This is a genomic window from Microcystis sp. M144S2 (assembly GCF_020246065.1).
GTDB classification, from domain to species: domain Bacteria; phylum Cyanobacteriota; class Cyanobacteriia; order Cyanobacteriales; family Microcystaceae; genus Microcystis; species Microcystis ichthyoblabe_A.
This window is the reverse complement of the sequence record NZ_JADBTR010000149.1, coordinates 1-16,982: the sequence shown is the minus strand read 5'-3', so window position 1 is coordinate 16,982 and position 16,982 is coordinate 1. Positions and strand designations below refer to the sequence as shown.

At 39.6% G+C, this 16,982-nt stretch carries 23 protein-coding genes and 1 pseudogene; 19 read left to right on the top strand and 5 right to left on the bottom strand.

Going from position 1 to position 16,982, the window contains the following annotated elements:
* The 8 genes from IM462_RS17255 to IM462_RS17220 all read left to right on the top strand — a co-directional run.
* On the top strand, positions 1–486 hold a 486-nt coding region (locus tag IM462_RS17255; RefSeq protein ID WP_287704700.1), incomplete at its 5' end, for a transposase.
* 188 nt (positions 487–674) lie between these two features.
* Complete coding sequence (locus IM462_RS17250) at positions 675–2,054, top strand: NAD(P)-binding protein (RefSeq protein WP_287704698.1); 1,380 nt, start codon at positions 675–677, stop codon at positions 2,052–2,054.
* Positions 2,055–2,274: 220 nt separating this feature from the next.
* Positions 2,275–2,508 carry a hypothetical protein gene (locus IM462_RS17245; protein WP_287704696.1) on the top strand — a complete coding sequence of 78 codons (234 nt, stop codon included), beginning with the start codon at positions 2,275–2,277 and terminating at the stop codon, positions 2,506–2,508.
* A complete protein-coding gene (locus IM462_RS17240; RefSeq protein WP_287704694.1) occupies positions 2,505–2,846 on the top strand; it encodes a type II toxin-antitoxin system PemK/MazF family toxin in 342 nt (113 codons plus the stop codon). The genes IM462_RS17245 and IM462_RS17240 overlap by 4 nt, the downstream gene beginning before the upstream one ends.
* A gap of 126 nt (positions 2,847–2,972) precedes the next feature.
* Entirely contained in the window at positions 2,973–3,491 is a 519-nt protein-coding gene (locus tag IM462_RS17235) for a GIY-YIG nuclease family protein (RefSeq protein WP_353737370.1), read from the top strand.
* Entirely contained in the window at positions 3,394–3,594 is a 201-nt protein-coding gene (locus IM462_RS17230; protein ID WP_223213113.1) for a hypothetical protein, read from the top strand. The genes IM462_RS17235 and IM462_RS17230 overlap by 98 nt, the downstream gene beginning before the upstream one ends.
* Before the next feature lie 298 nt (positions 3,595–3,892).
* Complete coding sequence (locus IM462_RS17225; RefSeq protein WP_002736094.1) at positions 3,893–4,135, top strand: AbrB/MazE/SpoVT family DNA-binding domain-containing protein; 243 nt, start codon at positions 3,893–3,895, stop codon at positions 4,133–4,135.
* Complete coding sequence (locus IM462_RS17220; protein ID WP_002735990.1) at positions 4,129–4,449, top strand: type II toxin-antitoxin system PemK/MazF family toxin; 321 nt, start codon at positions 4,129–4,131, stop codon at positions 4,447–4,449. Before IM462_RS17225 ends, IM462_RS17220 begins: the two co-directional genes overlap by 7 nt.
* A gap of 221 nt (positions 4,450–4,670) precedes the next feature.
* Here IM462_RS17220 and IM462_RS17215 read toward each other — a convergent pair whose 3' ends face one another.
* A complete protein-coding gene (locus IM462_RS17215; RefSeq protein WP_002736586.1) occupies positions 4,671–4,883 on the bottom strand; it encodes a type II toxin-antitoxin system VapC family toxin in 213 nt (70 codons plus the stop codon).
* 441 nt (positions 4,884–5,324) lie between these two features.
* Here IM462_RS17215 and IM462_RS17210 point away from each other — a divergent pair, with 441 nt between their 5' ends.
* Both IM462_RS17210 and IM462_RS17205 read left to right on the top strand, forming a co-directional pair.
* The gene (locus IM462_RS17210; RefSeq protein ID WP_002775710.1) at positions 5,325–5,567 is read left to right on the top strand and encodes a DUF2283 domain-containing protein; all 243 of its coding nucleotides are present in this window, start codon (positions 5,325–5,327) and stop codon (positions 5,565–5,567) included.
* Between the two features lie 430 nt (positions 5,568–5,997).
* Entirely contained in the window at positions 5,998–6,438 is a 441-nt protein-coding gene (locus IM462_RS17205; protein WP_287704692.1) for a DUF29 domain-containing protein, read from the top strand.
* A 157-nt stretch (positions 6,439–6,595) separates the two neighbouring features.
* Here the strand turns inward: IM462_RS17205 and IM462_RS17200 are convergent, their stop codons facing one another.
* Positions 6,596–7,462, bottom strand: a complete 867-nt coding sequence (locus IM462_RS17200) for an alpha/beta fold hydrolase (RefSeq protein ID WP_287704690.1) — start codon at positions 7,460–7,462, stop codon at positions 6,596–6,598.
* A gap of 264 nt (positions 7,463–7,726) precedes the next feature.
* Here IM462_RS17200 and IM462_RS17195 point away from each other — a divergent pair, with 264 nt between their 5' ends.
* From IM462_RS17195 to IM462_RS17170, 6 genes are all read left to right on the top strand, one after another.
* Positions 7,727–8,707 carry an ABC transporter ATP-binding protein gene (locus IM462_RS17195; RefSeq protein WP_287704688.1) on the top strand — a complete coding sequence of 327 codons (981 nt, stop codon included), beginning with the start codon at positions 7,727–7,729 and terminating at the stop codon, positions 8,705–8,707.
* Between the two features lie 223 nt (positions 8,708–8,930).
* Positions 8,931–9,872, top strand: coding sequence for an ABC transporter ATP-binding protein (locus IM462_RS17190; protein ID WP_287704686.1), 942 nt, complete (start codon positions 8,931–8,933; stop codon positions 9,870–9,872).
* Positions 9,862–10,692: an ABC transporter permease gene (locus tag IM462_RS17185; RefSeq protein WP_287704684.1), complete on the top strand. Its 831-nt coding sequence runs from the start codon at positions 9,862–9,864 to the stop codon at positions 10,690–10,692. Before IM462_RS17190 ends, IM462_RS17185 begins: the two co-directional genes overlap by 11 nt.
* A gap of 2 nt (positions 10,693–10,694) precedes the next feature.
* The gene (locus IM462_RS17180; protein ID WP_287704682.1) at positions 10,695–12,221 is read left to right on the top strand and encodes a GldG family protein; all 1,527 of its coding nucleotides are present in this window, start codon (positions 10,695–10,697) and stop codon (positions 12,219–12,221) included.
* A gap of 48 nt (positions 12,222–12,269) precedes the next feature.
* Positions 12,270–12,890 (top strand): Uma2 family endonuclease, encoded by a 621-nt coding sequence (locus tag IM462_RS17175; RefSeq protein ID WP_012265292.1) that lies wholly within the window; start codon positions 12,270–12,272, stop codon positions 12,888–12,890.
* A gap of 105 nt (positions 12,891–12,995) precedes the next feature.
* Positions 12,996–13,571 (top strand): Uma2 family endonuclease, encoded by a 576-nt coding sequence (locus tag IM462_RS17170; RefSeq protein WP_004163759.1) that lies wholly within the window; start codon positions 12,996–12,998, stop codon positions 13,569–13,571.
* Positions 13,572–14,362: 791 nt separating this feature from the next.
* On the opposite strand, the gene IM462_RS17165 is transcribed toward IM462_RS17170, so the two are convergent.
* The 3 genes from IM462_RS17165 to IM462_RS17155 form a co-directional block, all read right to left on the bottom strand.
* Complete coding sequence (locus tag IM462_RS17165) at positions 14,363–14,665, bottom strand: type II toxin-antitoxin system RelE/ParE family toxin (protein WP_125732522.1); 303 nt, start codon at positions 14,663–14,665, stop codon at positions 14,363–14,365.
* On the bottom strand, positions 14,662–14,892 hold the full coding sequence (locus IM462_RS17160; RefSeq protein WP_002798429.1) for an addiction module protein: 231 nt from the start codon (positions 14,890–14,892) through the stop codon (positions 14,662–14,664). Before IM462_RS17160 ends, IM462_RS17165 begins: the two co-directional genes overlap by 4 nt.
* Positions 14,893–15,050: 158 nt before the next feature.
* Positions 15,051–15,734: a PEP-CTERM sorting domain-containing protein gene (locus IM462_RS17155; RefSeq protein WP_287704679.1), complete on the bottom strand. Its 684-nt coding sequence runs from the start codon at positions 15,732–15,734 to the stop codon at positions 15,051–15,053.
* A gap of 267 nt (positions 15,735–16,001) precedes the next feature.
* On the opposite strand from IM462_RS17155, the gene IM462_RS17150 reads away from it, so the two are divergent.
* From IM462_RS17150 to IM462_RS17140, 3 genes and pseudogenes are all read left to right on the top strand, one after another.
* Positions 16,002–16,355 (top strand): papain fold toxin domain-containing protein, encoded by a 354-nt coding sequence (locus tag IM462_RS17150; RefSeq protein ID WP_002798426.1) that lies wholly within the window; start codon positions 16,002–16,004, stop codon positions 16,353–16,355.
* A 2-nt stretch (positions 16,356–16,357) separates the two neighbouring features.
* Positions 16,358–16,732 (top strand): hypothetical protein, encoded by a 375-nt coding sequence (locus IM462_RS17145; protein ID WP_061431090.1) that lies wholly within the window; start codon positions 16,358–16,360, stop codon positions 16,730–16,732.
* Between the two features lie 161 nt (positions 16,733–16,893).
* A pseudogene (locus tag IM462_RS17140) lies at positions 16,894–16,982 on the top strand (IS200/IS605 family transposase); the annotation flags it as partial.

Here is a 16,982-nt window from a genome sequence, read left to right as displayed (position 1 = left end):
TTCAAATATTTTGAGTATAAATACTCTATATACTCACTTCTCTGCGATGCAGTCGCACTCGCGGGAGCGCATTTTGTAGCTTGCTTAAAGCTTTGTTTCTGTCTGTATCACTTGTTACTTTTTAAAATGAGAATTGCTGCCTCATTATATAAAGCCTTTGAACCGGAAGAGGCCAAGAGAATTTTAGATAAACTCGAATTTCATTACACTCCCAAACATGGCAGCTGGTTAAATATGGCAGAAATTGAGTTGAGCGTTTTGAATCGTCAATGTCTCGAGCGTCGTATCCCAGACATGGATAGTTTAAAACAAGAAATTAAGGCATGGGAAGAAAATCGAAATGAAAAGTCAAATTCAGTTGACTGGAGATTTACTACTGCTGATGCTCGTATTAAATTAAAAAAACTCTATCCTATCCCTCAATTCAAACTTGACAGACTACTAGCAGACCGCACTTCATCAGAGAAAGTGATCGCAGTAACTTGACAATTAGCCAAAAACGCAGTTATTATGTCCCTATAAGATCAGCAATCAAACTTGAGTCGGCACGCAGTAACCCACAATGAGGTTATACTATCACATCGTTGGGTTGCGTTCCTTGACCCAACCTACATTTTATCACATACCAACTTTACTACTATTTTTCGAGATGCCATTTAATGTCAAGTAAGTTTATGAATAAAGTTAACATTGAAACTAAAACCCCAATAAGAGTAGCGATTTTGGGTGGAGGAGTAGCAGGAATTACAATAGCTAGTGAGCTATCTAAATACTCAATGTTCGACATAGATATTATAGAAAAATCTTCAGTTTTAGGTGGATTACACCGATCTGTTGATATAGGCAATTTAAATTATGATATTGGGGCATTTCTTTTTACTAGAGACTATGGTCTGTTTGACTTTTATCCAGATATTATCGATCTATATGTTCCAGTAAATTGTAAGCAAGTGAACTCTCGTTTAACCCCTAAAGGTAATATCGATAAATATCCCATAAGTATAGAAGGGTACATTGAGGATTATGGATTACTAAATTTTTTCTCTACCTGCGTCGAGATAATTGCTTCAAAGATTTTATATTACAAGAAGGATACGCTCTCATCATGGATAAAATACTATGTAGGGAATAATCTTTATAATAAAAGTGGTTTAAAGAATTACATAGAACGTTTGTATGGAGTTTCTGATGAAAATATAGATCTTCAATTTGCAACAAAAAGAATGTCCACAATCCAACAAGTATGTTCGTTAAAGTCAATACTGTCTAAAATAATCAAGCTCAAAAAGCCAGGGTACTTGTTGAAAAACGATAATTTAAATGCTTTCTCCAACTCGGTTTATCAACCCTTGGCTCGGCCTAAAGAAGGATTTGGTAAAATCTACAATGAAATCATTAGAGATACCTTGATATCGAGCGGAGTTTCAGTGTTGACAGACTGCCAAGTAAAAGCCATTAGACCTTTAGATAAAGGATTTGAAATAAAATTTCCAGATAACAGTATAAAAATCTACGATAAATTGATTTCAACAATTCCTCTAGAAACCATAGCACTTCTGCTTGGAAAACAACTTGATTTTCCAATTGAATATAGAGCTTTGTTTTCTTTATTCTATTGCTTTAACGGCCAGTTAGGCTATGATGCTCCTATCCTGAGTAATTTCACCGAAGAAGCAGCATGGAAGCGAATAATTACTTTTTCTAAATATTACGGAACTTATGAAGGAGGTGATTATTTTTGTGTTGAAGTTCCCGTAGAAAATAGTAACACAATAGACAAAATACAGCTTCGAGAAGACTTTGAATCACACGTAAAACATTTCGGCTTGTTCCAAGGAGAACTAAAATACCAAGGGGATATCATAATCCAGAATGCTTATCCAGTGTATAGTCGTGCTATTGTCGATAAAATTGCTTCAGCTAAACATTCCTTCAAAGAATTGGGGATTGATGTAGTTGGAAGACAAGGGGAGTTTGACTATATTTCTGCCGGAGAGTCAATTGCGAATGCTAAGAAACTTGCAGAGAAAATTAAAGCTAACTATGGCATTTAAAATTCATTTTATGCGATCACCACCAAGTGGCGCACCGTCATCTTGTTGATTAAATCTTAAAAACGCGATCAGGTTTTCTTTTGAAATCTAGTCCGATCGCTGATCTTGTAGGTTGGGTTGAGGTAAGGAAACCCAACATTACTTTTTCCCAAATTACCACCCAATATCTGAGTTATAATCAATACCATCAATTCTACACCTTAATCAAATAATTTAACTTATGTCTGCTACAATTCGTGAAGAACTTCACCAACAGATTGACCGATTACCTGATGACATTGTTGAAAAAATTGCCAACTTTACCCGATTAATTTCCCCTGAGCCAAACAACATTTCAGAATATACTAATTGGCAAGATGAAGAATGGCAAAAATTTTCATTAGAGCAATTTTTCAAAGAAGAAGATGAAATTGAATATTCCCTAGCAGATGCTCAAGAAATTTATCAACCATGAAACCAGGTGATATTGTTCTAATTCGTTTTCTTCAAGCAGACTTGAAATCAGGAAAACTACGTCCAGCTTTAATTATTGCTATTTCACCAAGTCGCCATCGTGATTTATTACTTGCTTTAATTTCTTCTCGTCTTCATCAAGCTACTCTAGGATTTGATGAAATTATTAATACCTCAGATTCTGACTATATTACTACTGGACTTAAAGTGGCTTCTTTAATTCGGCTAGGACGATTAACAAGTGTCGAATCATCTGTAATCAATGCACGTTTAGGAACTATCTCACCAGAAAGACTAATACGCATTAAAAATCTTTTAATCAATTGGCTAAGAAAATAAAATTAGTGTGATCGCCGTCATCTTGTCGATTACACTTTAAAACTATGTTCATTTTTGCTTTTGAAAGTGCGATCGCTGATTCTCTGGGGTACATTAACAAAAGTGTAATGTGCCTTTTTCTGTGGCATGATGAGTTCGATAATCGATAATCTGCCTTCCGTGCCAACGAACAACTCTGAAATACAGAACCAAGCAAGAAACGTCTTAGATGCAATTGCGTTTACTCCCTTTGAGCAATGCCAACCCTTGAGCCGTGATTTTAGCGAAATTCCCGATCTTCCTGGTATTTACGCAGTCAGACATAGATATCAGGGATTGCTTTACATTGGTAAAACCAAAAGCTTACGAGGTCGTTTTAAAGGTGGACACAAAGCTTTTTTGTGGGCTTGGCTCGATCAATATACAAGTGAAGATGTACGAATTTCGGTGCAGACAATACCTTACTCAAAAAACCCTGCGCTACTATTAGAACTAGAGGCGATCATTTTAAGGGCAACTGAGCCACCGTATAATGTTCAAATTCATACTGGAGTCCTAACCCATGCAAGTGAAACTTTCGGAGCAAATCTCGTCTGCGGATGCGGAAAATATTTTAAAGTGCTTACCAGACTGGATTCAGGATGCCCTGATTGCTCGCGCTACTGAAATTGATTATCCCGTTGAAGCAATCCTTGAGATGGCGATCGCCAGTTTTCTAGACACAGAGGCATTAAGTTTTGCCGACTGTAAGCCAGGGCGAGGTCAATAAGTGCGATCGCTCTTGTAGTAACGCACTAAATTGATTGTTATTCACCGTAATTATCTGATTTTTTGGATTTTTATTAATGCGATCTCCGAGCTTGTAGCTGATCTTGTAGTGCGATCATTTTTTGATGATGGGGAGGGGCGATGGTTTTTGGGAGGAGCAATTTTTGGGGAATGGCGATTTGGATGAGGAGAGGCGATCATTTTTGGGGAGGAGGAGGGGCGATTTTGAGGAGGAGGGGCGATCGCTCCCTAATCAGTATAAGTTGATATAATTATCGTATGTTTATCTGGTCGTCAAAATGTTGCTAAAAATCGTACAAATCGGTAATTCTCAAGCAATTACAATTCCTCAAGCAATTATGGAACAGTGTGAACTTCTGGACGAAGTTGAGGCGATAGTTGATGGAAAAAGAATTATTCTGAGTGCTAAAAAGAAGGTGAGGGAAGGCTGGGCTGAGTTATTTGATGATGCTCCTATTGAAGCCGAGTTACAGGATTGGTTAGGGGTGGAAAACGAGTTTGAGCGGCAAAATCAATGGTAGAAAGATTTAGCATCCTGTTGGTGGCACTCGATCCAACTAGGGGGTCTGAACTGCAAAAAACTCGACCTTGTGTTGTTGTTTCTCCTAGTGAAATTAATGCTCGATTAAGAACAGTCGTTATTGCACCAATCACCAGTACTGTCAAAAATTACCCAACAAGAATCCCCATTGATCAAGAAAATGTGCGCGGCAGTATTGCTTTAGACCAAATTAGGGCGATTGACAAAACCCGAATTGTTGCCACAATTGGCAGTCTTGACGAACGGGTAGCAATGGTAGTGGCTGATCGATTGGTTGAATTTTTTCACTACTGATTGTCACCGAATTTGTTCGGTTTTAGTATCGCTTTTTTATAAAACAGGGAGAGGTGATCGCTTTTTAGAGTAAGGGTGAAAGGGCGATCGCTTTTGGGAGGAGCAATTTTTTGGGAATGGCTATCGCTGTTGGGTGATGAGGAGAGGCGATCGTTTTTGGGTGATGTGGGAATGGCGATCACTTTTGGGTGATGGGGGAATGGCGATCGCCTGCCCTGAGATTAATCTCTCAACAAAGCTCGAAAACCAGCTTGCTGAAAATGAATATCCGTTGTTAATGCTTCCGTTATTCTACGCTCTTCCATTACAATAAAAGAAATACAGTCAACAATTCCCCAATTTTTATCGTTTCTTTGACAATATAGATGATAATCGTCCGTAGATGAAGATAAAGCGATCGCATAACTTGTATCGAGAAATTTCTCAGGGTTCATGCTCTTTTTCTTCGCCATATAAAATATGGCTCTTCGGGACTTGGTATGGTTCGATAGGGGGGCATAAATCGACTCAATCCTTATCTGGCAAGAGATTTAATTGATTAGTTCGCTCCAGATCGCCAACAATTGACAAAAATTGCGGCAATGTCTGTCTCTATAAAGGTTTCATTCCTTATAACCCCGTCCATTGCATAAGACAAACCGAAGAACCCGAAATCCTCGTGAACTTTATTTTAAGTCACCATGCCGAAGAAAAAATTATTCAACGCCAAATCTCTTTAAAAATATTGCAGGACATCCTCAATAATCCTGAGCAAATTTTAGAAGAAGATGGACTCAAAGTTTATTAAGGTACGTTTGTCGCCATTAACAATAAAACTTATCTTCTGAGAATTTACATTAATGACTTAGTTGAGCCTCAAAAAATTGTTACACTATATGTTACCAGTAAACTTAGAAAATATAGGCAGCTATCAAATGAAAGCTAAATATGATGCTGAAGTTGACGTTTTAACAATTACCTGGCATGACACACCCGTAGAAGAAAGTGAGGCAATCAGTCCGGGGGTTATTCTTGACTATGATCAAGCAGGTAATGTAATCGGGATTGAAATTCTTAATGCTTCTCGAAAAATCGAGAATTTTTCTCCGAATGTGCAGGTAGCTATTTCTTCTCGATAAAGGTGATCGCTGATCCTGTAGTGCGATCACTGATCTGTAGGTTGGGTTGAGGTAACGAAACCCAACATTACCTTTATTTCTTACCTGAATTTTTTGGGTTTTACTTCTACATTTTATTCCATACCGATATCACTATCAAAGATCAGCTTTTCTGAAGCTCCCCACATCTGATCATAAATTCCTTCTTCAACATAACGGTGAAAACTGGAATATTGCCAATCTTTCGGAGCGTTTACTAATCCATGATGCACGGTATTCGAGATGATTAACAAAATCTCAATAAAAAAACCCTTGACAAATCCCCGCACTTGACAGATACTTATATATAGAATGGGAATCTGTACCTGCCTGCAAACCCTCTTTTTTTAGGTCAAATAAGCGTCAAAAAAATAAAAACCTAATACCTGACCGGCGCTAAAGAGGATAGGGTATGACAAATAAAGACTTATACGAACAAGACTATCCTGCTTGGTTAGAAGAAACGGCCAAACAACTGCGACAAAGACAGACAGATGTATTAGATTGGGAACATCTCGAAGAAGAAATCGAAGCATTGGGGAACCAACAGAGACATAAAGTAGATAGTTATCTCCTACAATTGCTCATTCATCTGCTTCTCTACCAATACTGGCCGGAGGAACGAGAAAGATGTGCGCGGGGATGGCAGGACGAAATCGGTAACTTTCGGGTGGAATTAGAACTTTTATTGGAGTCAAAAACCCTTTATAACTATTTTTTAACCAGAATTTCGGTTATTTACCCCAAAGCAGTGAAGCGAGTCCGACAAAAAAGCCAATTACCGGCCGCTATCTTTGCCGAAAGCTGCCCCTATAGTCCCGAACAAATCCTCGATTCCGATTTTCTCCCCTGAAATTCTGGCAGATTTTTTCAAAAAAACCCTTGACAAATCCCCGCACTTGACAGATACTTATATATATAATGGGAATCCGTGCCTTCCTACGAACCCTCTTTTTTCAGGTCAAATAAGCGTCAAAAAAATAAAAACCTGATAACCGATCCCTAACTACCTATAAGCTTTTCACCCAATCACTAATCAACCGGTTAACCTCCGTGGGAATTTCATCGTGGGGACAATGACCGGCAGTTAGATAATATTCTGTCAGAGAAGGATAGTATTGACGGAATTTGGCCCCGCGTTCCCTAGTATTCATCCAAGGGTCCCCCTCACCCCATAACATCAACAGGGGACAACTTAACTTTTGCAGGAGAATATCCACATTTTCCCCCCGGGGAGATTTAAACACAGAAGCAAAAACTTTGGCTGCTCCCGCATCCAGGGAAGGACGACGGATATCTTCTATTAACTGCTCGGTAATGGCACTGCGATCGAGATATACTTTCTCTAGGGTTTTGCGGATAGTTTTGGGTTGACGGGTATAGAGAAATAAGAGATAACTGGCCCAAGGTTGCAGCAAGACTGATCGCAGTAATTTTTGTGCTAAATTAGGCTGACGATTGCTTTCTGTATCGCTAAAAGGACCGGCGCTATTGAGGAGAATTAATCCCCGAACATTCTCGGAATGATTAGCAGCTACACAGAGAGAAGCGTAACCCCCCAGAGAATTACCCGCTAAAACCGTCGGTTGCCCCACAACTTCCTTGATAAAATCATTTAATTGTTGCTGCCAAAGATTGCCACTATAGACAAGATCTGGTTTAGCTGATCTACCAAATCCTAACAGATCGATCGCCCATACTTCCCATTCTGAGGCTAAACCTTGCACATTTTTTCGCCAATGGTCGGTGGAAGCGCCAAAACCGTGGACTAATAGTAACGGGGGTTTTCCCGTCACTCTAGTACCCGCTTGCACATAGTGTATAGAATTTCCTTGCCATTGCCAATTTTGCTTTATCGTCAGAGCAGCTGTATTCATCGGCTGTTTTGTTAAGTAATGTGAATAATTCTTAGTCTAACCGATTGGGAAACTGGAGACAAAGCTAGAGATTTTTGACCGAACCCCTTGACTGAAAACGGGACTTGACATATACTTATATATATAATGGGAATCCGTGCCTGCCTGCGAACCCTTCATTTTTGGGCAAATAACCCTAAAAAACACTCTCAAAAAAAATCTTGAGCGGGATTAATCTGCTGGTATGGGTGGCTAACCCCAGAGAATTACTCCTGAATAACAGCTATGAAGATTTTGACGATTTTACAGGGATTAATCGACAAAAATCCCTTAACTGACGCGGATCTAGAAGAACTACTAGCGATCGAATCCTTAAATTTTAGGGAGACTAACCCTCTGATCCTACAGGAAAGGGCTGAACTATTAACGATTCTCTGGCCGCGAGTCTGGCAAAAATGTCAGGAGTTAGGGATAAATCAGCCAAATCAGATTTTGATCAGCTGTTGGCGCTTGTGGATTCCTTGGGCGCTAGAGCTACGCAGCCACGCAAAACCGTTGATTCAAGGCATTTTGGCTCCCCAAGGCACGGGAAAGACCACTCTAACATCCATAATGTCGATTATTTTAGCCTATTTTGATTTAAAAGTAAATAATCTCTCTTTAGATGATATTTATAAGACCTATAATGAGCGAATAAAATTGCGTCAAAAGGATGAAAGATTGCGCTGGCGTGGTCCACCGGGTACTCATGATATAGCATTAGGAATTAAAGTTTTAGAACAGGTTTGTCAGCAAGAAAGTCCGATTTTAATCCCGCGGTTTGACAAGTCCCTGCATCGAGGACAAGGAGATAGAATTGCAGCGGAACAAGTGGAACGAGTTGATATTCTTTTTTTCGAGGGTTGGTTTGTGGGCATGAATCCAGTAGAAGAAACAGTCTTTGATCATGCCCCCGATCCGATTAATAGCGAGGAAGACCGACAATTCGCCAGGGATAATAATCAAAGATTGCGAGAATATCTACCCCTCTGGTCAAAAATCGATCGCTTACTGATTCTTTTTCCCCTTGACTACCGTTACAGTTTACAATGGCGACAGGCGGCCGAAACAAAAGGAGGTATGAACCCATCAGAAATCGAGGAATTTGTCAAGTATTTTTGGAAAAGTTTACATCCGCAATTATTTCTGCCACCCCTGCTCAAACAAGCGCATCTAGTGGTAGAAATTAATCGGGATCATAGTCTGGGAAAAATCAGTTATCAGTGAGTAGTAGGCAAAAGGCAAGAGGCAAGAGGCAAAAGAAAGAATCTGGCAATTCTCCTACCCAAAAAGAAGGTTAGAAACTAAGTCCATAAAATCTTCTAGCTTAACAAATTAGGTTTTAGATTCCGTCGAGTTAAAAGAAAGCTCCGAACTTGTCACTTAACACTATTGACTGATAACTGATAACTGATAACTGATAACTGATAACTGATAACTGATAAAGCTTATGATTGAAGTCGAACATCTGAGTAAAATTTATGGTTCTACCACGGCAATCAGTGACGTGGATTTTACCGTAGAAAAAGGAGAAATTCTCGGTTTTTTGGGACCAAATGGAGCGGGAAAAACCACCACTATGAGGATTTTATCCGGTTATATTCCTGCCACAACGGGAACAGCAAGGATAGCAGGATACGATGTGCATCAACAATCCTTAGAAGTGCGTCGTCGCATTGGTTATCTTCCCGAAAATCCCCCCTTGTATCCGGAGATGACCGTGGAAAGTTTTCTCGATTTTGTCGCACGGATTAAAGGCATCTCATCGGGAGATAGAAAAGCGCGGGTAGATCTAGTTTTAGGCAAATGTCAGTTACTAGAAAAAAGAAAAGTTATTATCCGCAAATTATCCAAAGGTTATAAACAGCGTGTGGGAATTGCCCAAGCGATCATACATGATCCACCGGTAATTATTTTAGATGAACCGACAGTAGGATTGGATCCGAAACAGATTATCGAGGTGAGAAATCTGATTAAAAGTTTAGCGGGAGAACATACAATTATTCTCTCCACTCATATTTTACCAGAAGTGAGTATTACCTGCGATCGAGCGACAATTATTAATCGGGGTCGCATCGTGGCCAATAATATTACTACCGCTACCCCTGCCGGTTCCAGTTATGAAATTGAGATCGAGGGTGATAGGGATTCCCTGCTAGAAATCCTTCAACAAATGCCGCAAGTCGAACAAGCAGCAAAAGTCGGCGATAACCTGCTTAAAATTGTTGGTCAAGTGGGAACAAACCTAGGGGCAGAACTTGCTAGAATAGTTGTCAACAATGGTTATAACCTATTAGAAATGCGTCGCACGCGTAAAACCCTAGAAGATATCTTTTTGGAAGTAATCGGCAGCGGGGAAAGTAACCAACAAGAGGAGAGGCATGATCAATAATATCTGGGCGATTTTTCGCAAGGAATTTCAAAGCTATTTTACCGCCGCCAATGCCTATATCATTATGGGGATATTTTGGTTAGTAGCGGGATTTTTCTTTAACTCCCTTCTCTACGGCATTATTCTCGATGTTAGTATCCAGGAACAATCGGGATTTCTGGTAGCCAGAGATACGGTATCTGAATTTATGACCACTTTCATCGGCATTATTTTATCCTCTTTATTGTTGGTAATTTTGCCAGCCCTGTCTATGGGATTATACGCAGAGGAAAAAAAACAGGGAACCCTAGAACTTTTAGCCACTTCCCCCCTGACTAATTGGAGTATAGCCATCGGTAAATTATTGGGAGTGCTGGCCTTTTTTACCGTGATGATTACCCCCCTCTGGATTTACGAAATAGTGGTTTTTAGTAGCGCAGTTCCCCCGGTGAATATAGCCAGTGTTTTAATGGCTCATCTAGGATTAATTTTACTGGCAGCGGCCATCCTAGCCATCGGGATGTTTATATCTTCCCTCACCAATAGTTCTATCCTGGCTTACATCATCACCTTTATCACCATCTTATTTATCTGGATACTGGATGTCATTGCTAACAATGTCGAAACCTTCTTTCGAGATCGCATCGGAGGAGAAGTGGGAGAACAGATCGGATTTTTCCTGAAAGAATTGCTCTCCCATCTATCTTGGTATCAACCCTTTAACAATTTCGTGCGGGGAATTTTTGACAGTAGTAGTTTAGTCATCCTGCTCAGTTATATTCTGCTGGGAATCTTCCTAACTACTCAATCGATCGAAGCGGACCGTTATCAAAGAAACTAACTATGATATCCTGGCAAAAATACGGTAAATTTCTCTATATACCCGCCCTCTTTCTGGCTAGTGCCGGCTTAACCGTAGGGTTAATCTCCGGTCAATGGTCATCCCTCTCTCTGGGGTTATTAATTGCCGGGGCTATTCTGTTTCTAGGGTGGCTGTTGTTATTAGTAATCACCCAGAAAGAATTTTGGCAAAAAAGAAGTACCCGCACCGGCACTCAAACCCTTATTACTACTATTATTGTCCTCGGTGTTATCGGTTTAATTAACTTTCTTGCCCTCCGTTATCCCTATCGAGTTGATTTAACCGAAAACCAAATCTTTAGTTTATCCCCCCAAACCGAAAGACTATTAACCAATCTGTCAAAACCAGTCAAAGTCTGGATTTTTTCAACCCGGGGAATCAGTGGCAACGAAGAGGAACTTTTAGCCAATTATCAACGCAAAAATCCCCAATTTCAGTACGAGATAGTTAACCCAGAGAAAAAACCCAATATCGCTCAGGAATTTAAAAAACTAGCTAATGATAATCTGTCCAGAGTCTATCTACAGTATGGTGAAAAAAAACAACCCCTGAAAACTATTAGTGAAGAGGAAAGTCTCACCGAAGCGAAACTGAGTAACGCCATCGAAACCGCTAAAACCGATCGCACTTTAACCGCTTACTTTCTGCAAGGTCATGGAGAAAATGCCATCAAAGAGCCTCAAGGTGGATTAGTGCAAACAGTCAATAGTTTAGAAGCAAAAGGTTATCAAGTAAAACCACTTAATCTAGTGGAACGTTCCACCATTCCCAGTAATGCCGATGTCATTATTATTGCCAGTCCCAAAAGAAAAATATTTCCCCAGGAAGTCACCGCTTTAAAAAACTATCTTGAGCAAGGGGGCAAAATTTTATTAATGATTGACCCCCAAACCGAAACCGGATTAGAACCCTTATTAACCGCTTGGGGTGTGAAACTAGATAATCGGATTATTATTGATGCTTCCGGTGCTGGGGAAATCATCGGTTTAGGTCCGGCTAGTCCCATTATTACCAATTACGGCAATCATCCGATTACTCGCGATTTTGCTAACGGTATTTCTATCTTTCCCTTTGCTCGTCCCATCGCTACCGTTCCCATCGAAGGAATTGAAGCCGTATCTTTAATGATTACTAATGATAAAATGTGGGCTGAGAGTGATTTAAATGATCAGAATCTCCAGTTTAACCCTGAAAAAGATTTAGCTGGCCCCTTTGATCTAGGAGTTGCTCTGACGGGAAAAAAAGGTAAATTAATCGTGATTGGTAATGCCAGCTTTGCCAGCGATGGACTGTTTGAACAACAGTTAAACGGAGATATATTTTTAAATTCTGTGCAGTGGTTAGCCAGTGGTGAAACAGCCACCTTATCTATCCGGGCCAAGGAACCAGAAAATAGAAGAATTAATTTAAATCCCCTGCAAGCTAACGCTATTTTTTGGATAGCGATGGTAGTGATGCCTTTAGTAGGATTTACCCTAGCTGGATTGACTTGGTGGCAACGTCGTTAATCGAGTTAGAATCTAGAAAAATCATCTCTCTTAATTCCCCTAACTGCCATGACCACAACCCAAACTATCCCCCAATTGTTGACTTTTGATGACTATATCAATCAATATCCCGATGATGGACAACAATACGAATTAATCGCAGGAAAATTATTGGCCATGATGCGACCGATCGGAAAACACGAAGAAATTGGCGGATTTGTTTCTGGAACCCTATTCTTAGAGATAAATCGGCAGCAATTGCCCTATTTTATCCCTAATACTGCGGCAGTAAAACCCCTTCGACCCCATACGGGTTATCTACCCGATATTATTGTCTTAGACAGAGAAAATCTAGTTAATGATCTCTATTGGGAAACCGCTTCCTCAATTTCTCTGGCAACATCAGCTAAATTAATTATTGAAATTGTCAGTTCCAATTGGCGAGATGATTATCTGAAAAAATTCGACGACTACGAACAATTAGGAATTGCCGAATATTGGATTATCGATTATTTAGCCAAAGGTTCGGCCCGATATATCGGCAGCCCCAAAGAACCCACCATTTCTATCTATCAATTAATCGATGGAGAATATCAAGGTAATTTATTTAAACAGGATCAACGTCTTATTTCAGGGGTTTTTCCAGAGTTAAACCTCACGGCTAATCAAATTTTTCGTGCTAGAGCTTAAAGAAAAACCCGTATTTTTAGATTAGACTTATGGTAAAAATCAAAAACTTACCTGAGAGTCAGGAGCTTATAATAGAAAACAACTCAAGATCGGAGAAATCAATTAATGTTTGCCACAATAGAAGATAAACAAGCTCTTTCCCTCGAAGTATTTCTTGCCCTTCCAGAAACTAAGCCTGCTAGGGAATATTATCATGGAATTGTCACTCAAAAACCTATGCCCAAAGGAAAACACAGCATCTTACAATTTGAGTTAGCCTCTGCCATTAATCAACAGACTAAATCTCAAAAATTAGCTTATGCTCTACCTGAATTGCGTTGTACTTTTGCAGAACGTTCAATTGTGCCAGATATTGCGGTGATTCGTTGGGAGAATTTGCCAAGAGATCTAGATGGAGAAATGGCCGATCAATTTTTACGTTATCCCGATTGGATTATTGAAATTATGTCTCCTGAACAATCTGTTACCTTAGTGATGGAAAAGATTATTTTCTGTTTACAACAAGGAACAGAATTAGGTTGGTTGATTGATCCTTCAGCAAAGTCAGTCACCGTTTTTCAAACAGGATTACCGAAAGTACATATTGCAACTGAAGGAAATAATGAGCCTTTAGCAGTGATTAAAGGATTAGAACGTTGGTCAATATCAGCAGTGGATATTTTTGCTTGGCTAAAGGTTTAATTTGTTATGTCAGCATCGTTTGGTTTATCAGTTTATTCCAGAAGAGTAAAGTTGTCAAAGTTATACGGATGTGGACTCATTATGAATAACCCCTCTTATTTATTTTATACTGGTAACATTAATGATTGATTTGGATTGTAAAAATTAGGAACATGAAAGGCTTATGGTATAACTGGACTTCCCCCATACAGAAATACTAAAAAATTAACAAAACCCTTACTGCATGGAGCTTCTCAGAAAAAATTGAAAAGACGCTACTGGGTACATTTTCCCTTTGAAAATGGCTGTACCGTTGACTGTATCTAGAGTAGAGCGATTCCGTAGAGTTGGCTGTATAGTGATCGCTAACCTTATTGTAACAGATGGTGTCATTAATCTCTAGAGTCAGCGATTCCCTCTGTAGCCATGTTTTTGCTGGTTTTCTGCCCGGAAACAAGCTATAATGGTCGAAGGGTCAAATTTGAAAATTTTTGCCTCAAACCCTATCTGCGTAAGGACTTCAGGATTTTGTGTCCAGTAGTCCATTAGCATTATATTGCTTTAACTCAGGCTCTGTAAGACTTTTAGACATAGCTAGTATGTTGATACGGGGGAAGTCCAGGTATAAGACTTTTGCCTTCCGCAAAGCGGTATAAATCCCCTCAAGATAACATAAAAATACGATATAAATACCCACTCAACTGACTGAATGAAGGGGGCATTTATGGTATTTTAGTGGGCAATTTAGCCTACTTTTGTGGTTTCTTTTTCGGTAAATTTGGAGGGTTTTAGTTTAGGTTTGAGTATCTCGATTATTCTAAATTTCGCTTTTTCCAGTAATCAGGTTTACGTTTTCCATGTGCGATCGCAACCACCCAAATAGATGCTTCAAATTCTACATAAAAGATGATGTAAGGAAAACGGCGAATGAGATAACGGCGCATCCCTTCGATAGTATGGGCTGTTCCCAGATTAGGGTTAATTTTAATTTTTTCGAGAGCTTGTTCAATTTCAGATAGTAAATCTAGCCCTAATCCTATCTTTTGCTTCTCATAATATTGAATAGCATTGTCAAGTTCTCGTCTTGCTTCACTGTGAATAATAACAGGTTTCACGAATATTTCTCTCGTAATTCCAATAATACTTTATCCGATGGTTCACCCTTGGCTGTTCCAGCATAAATTTCGGCTAATCTTTGAGTTAATTCTCTATCCCAAGCCTCTAAAACATTGTCATCTACACCTTCATCTAAGGAATGGATGAGAAAGTAAGCCAGTTCAGCGCGATCTTGCACAGAAAGTTGAGCAAGTTCTATTTTGAGGGTTTCTGCTGTTTTAGTCATCTTGAAAGCATCTATAACCAGTCATCTTAGATTGTAGCAGCTCTCGGCTTGCAAGATAAACCATACTCCTTAAAATCATAGGAATTGAGAGAGTTATGCAAAAAACACCCCCTCAACTGACCGAATGAAGGGGCATTTATGGTATTTTTAGAGGCAACTTAGCCTACTTTTGTGGTTTCTTTTTCGGTGGATTGGGAGGATTTTAGTTTGCGTTTGAGGGTTGAAGCTGCGCCGAGTGTGCCGAGGGCGAAGAGGCTGAGGACTGTAGAGGGTTCAGGTATACATTGATTTTCAATAATTTCCAAATTTTGTTGGAAGCTAATGCTATTTTTTCTTCTAGTTTGAACACTAGGTAGGAAAAATAAGCGAAGTTGCTCCTCAGTTAGACTAGGTATTGGAAGAATTGCAGGTTGCTCGTTAGGAAGTAATGCTTTTGGATAGTCTTCACCTAGCTTCGCTTTCATCTGTTCACTTATCATATCCAGATCATTTTGCAATTGTTCATTTAATTCATCAATGAACTTCTGCTGTGCTAAATTCAATTCCTCATTAAGTTCTGCCTCAATTTGTAAGATGTCTGCCTCTGTAAGTGGTGGGGGTGGGGGTGGTGGGGGTGGGGGTGGTGTTGGTGGGGGTGGAAAGCCCTCTGGGTTATTATTAACTTGACAAGCTGTAAAACATAAATCGGATTGTGTCAAGCTAAAGGTAGCTCGGAAACTGTTAAATGTAGTTGTGTTTTGTAAAGGAGTGAATGTTAAACTAACCGCTAGACTTGATGAAGATGCGATTAAGTTAGTTAATAATGACAAACCAGCTATTGTTATGTGCTTTTTCCTAAACATAATCTTTACATTCTTCTCCTTGACTCAGATGTATAAAATTTGACATTGCGATCACCCCCCTCGCAGCCAGATCAAACAACAGCTCAACCCAACACCAAAGGGAGACAGCAGGATCATACACACTCCCCCCCCACAACTGTATTAAAAGCTACAATTTAGTAAATTCTTTATATTCTTCTTCCTAGCTTAGGGATTGACAGGGGAAGATTCCCTCGCACTAACCAGCTGATAGACTAGGGATACCAGCTTTCATTTTGGAGTGAGAGAGTGGTTAAGTTAACCGATTCCCAAATTGATCAAGAAATTGGCAATATTGTCAGTCAATTCCAGCTTTATCAATGTTATGAATGTGCTAGAGCAGTAATGCAGTGGCTAACAGACAACGAAATTGAGGGGAAAGTGATCGAACTGAAAACGCGCTATCATGACGAAGATTATATCATTAGCGATCGCATAGGGAATGATCAATCAATTACGATCAATGGAAAACATTATGGGGTAGAAGTAAGGGGAAGAGTATTTGATAATCTGTCTCCTCAAGGGATGACACGAGATGATTGGCTGAAAGATTTTCATTGCCAAAGTGAAGAGTTTATAATTACTGAAGCAGGAGAAGGGTAAAGATGGAAGTAAAAGGCGGATTATTTGAGATTTTGTCTAAGATTAAAGCTAGACCTGGACTGTATATTGGTCGTCCTTCCCTGTCGGATTTGTTTATGTTTTTAGTGGGTTATAAAACTGCTAGACGGGAGTTAGGAATTGAACCGACAGCCGAAGAAATCAGATTCTATCAAGAGTTTCATCAGTTTGTTGAAAACAAATACAATCTTCATACATCTAATGCTTGGGCTAAAATTATCCTGCTCTATTGCCCCGATGAAAAGCAGGGATTTGAGCGTTTTTTTCAGTTACTAGGGGAGTTTCAACAACTTGGCAGTCAGGAAATTCCTGCCGATGGGATTGAGGATAAAGAGATTATTATAAGTCGTGTCAGCTAGTGCGATCGCAAATCTCATATCTCAGGTCAAACAACAGCCCAACCCAACGCCAAGAACGGACAGCAAAACAATACACATTACCGCACTAAAAACTGTATTCTAAGCTACAATTTAATCTCTTCGGGTCTAATTCCCCGCCGCTCGCGGCGTATAATAGAAAAATGAGTGAATACATCCATAAGAGCCATAATGTAAGTGTTTTGCTATATCATTTAGTGTTCCCAGCCAAATATCGTAAAGCCGTTTTCGA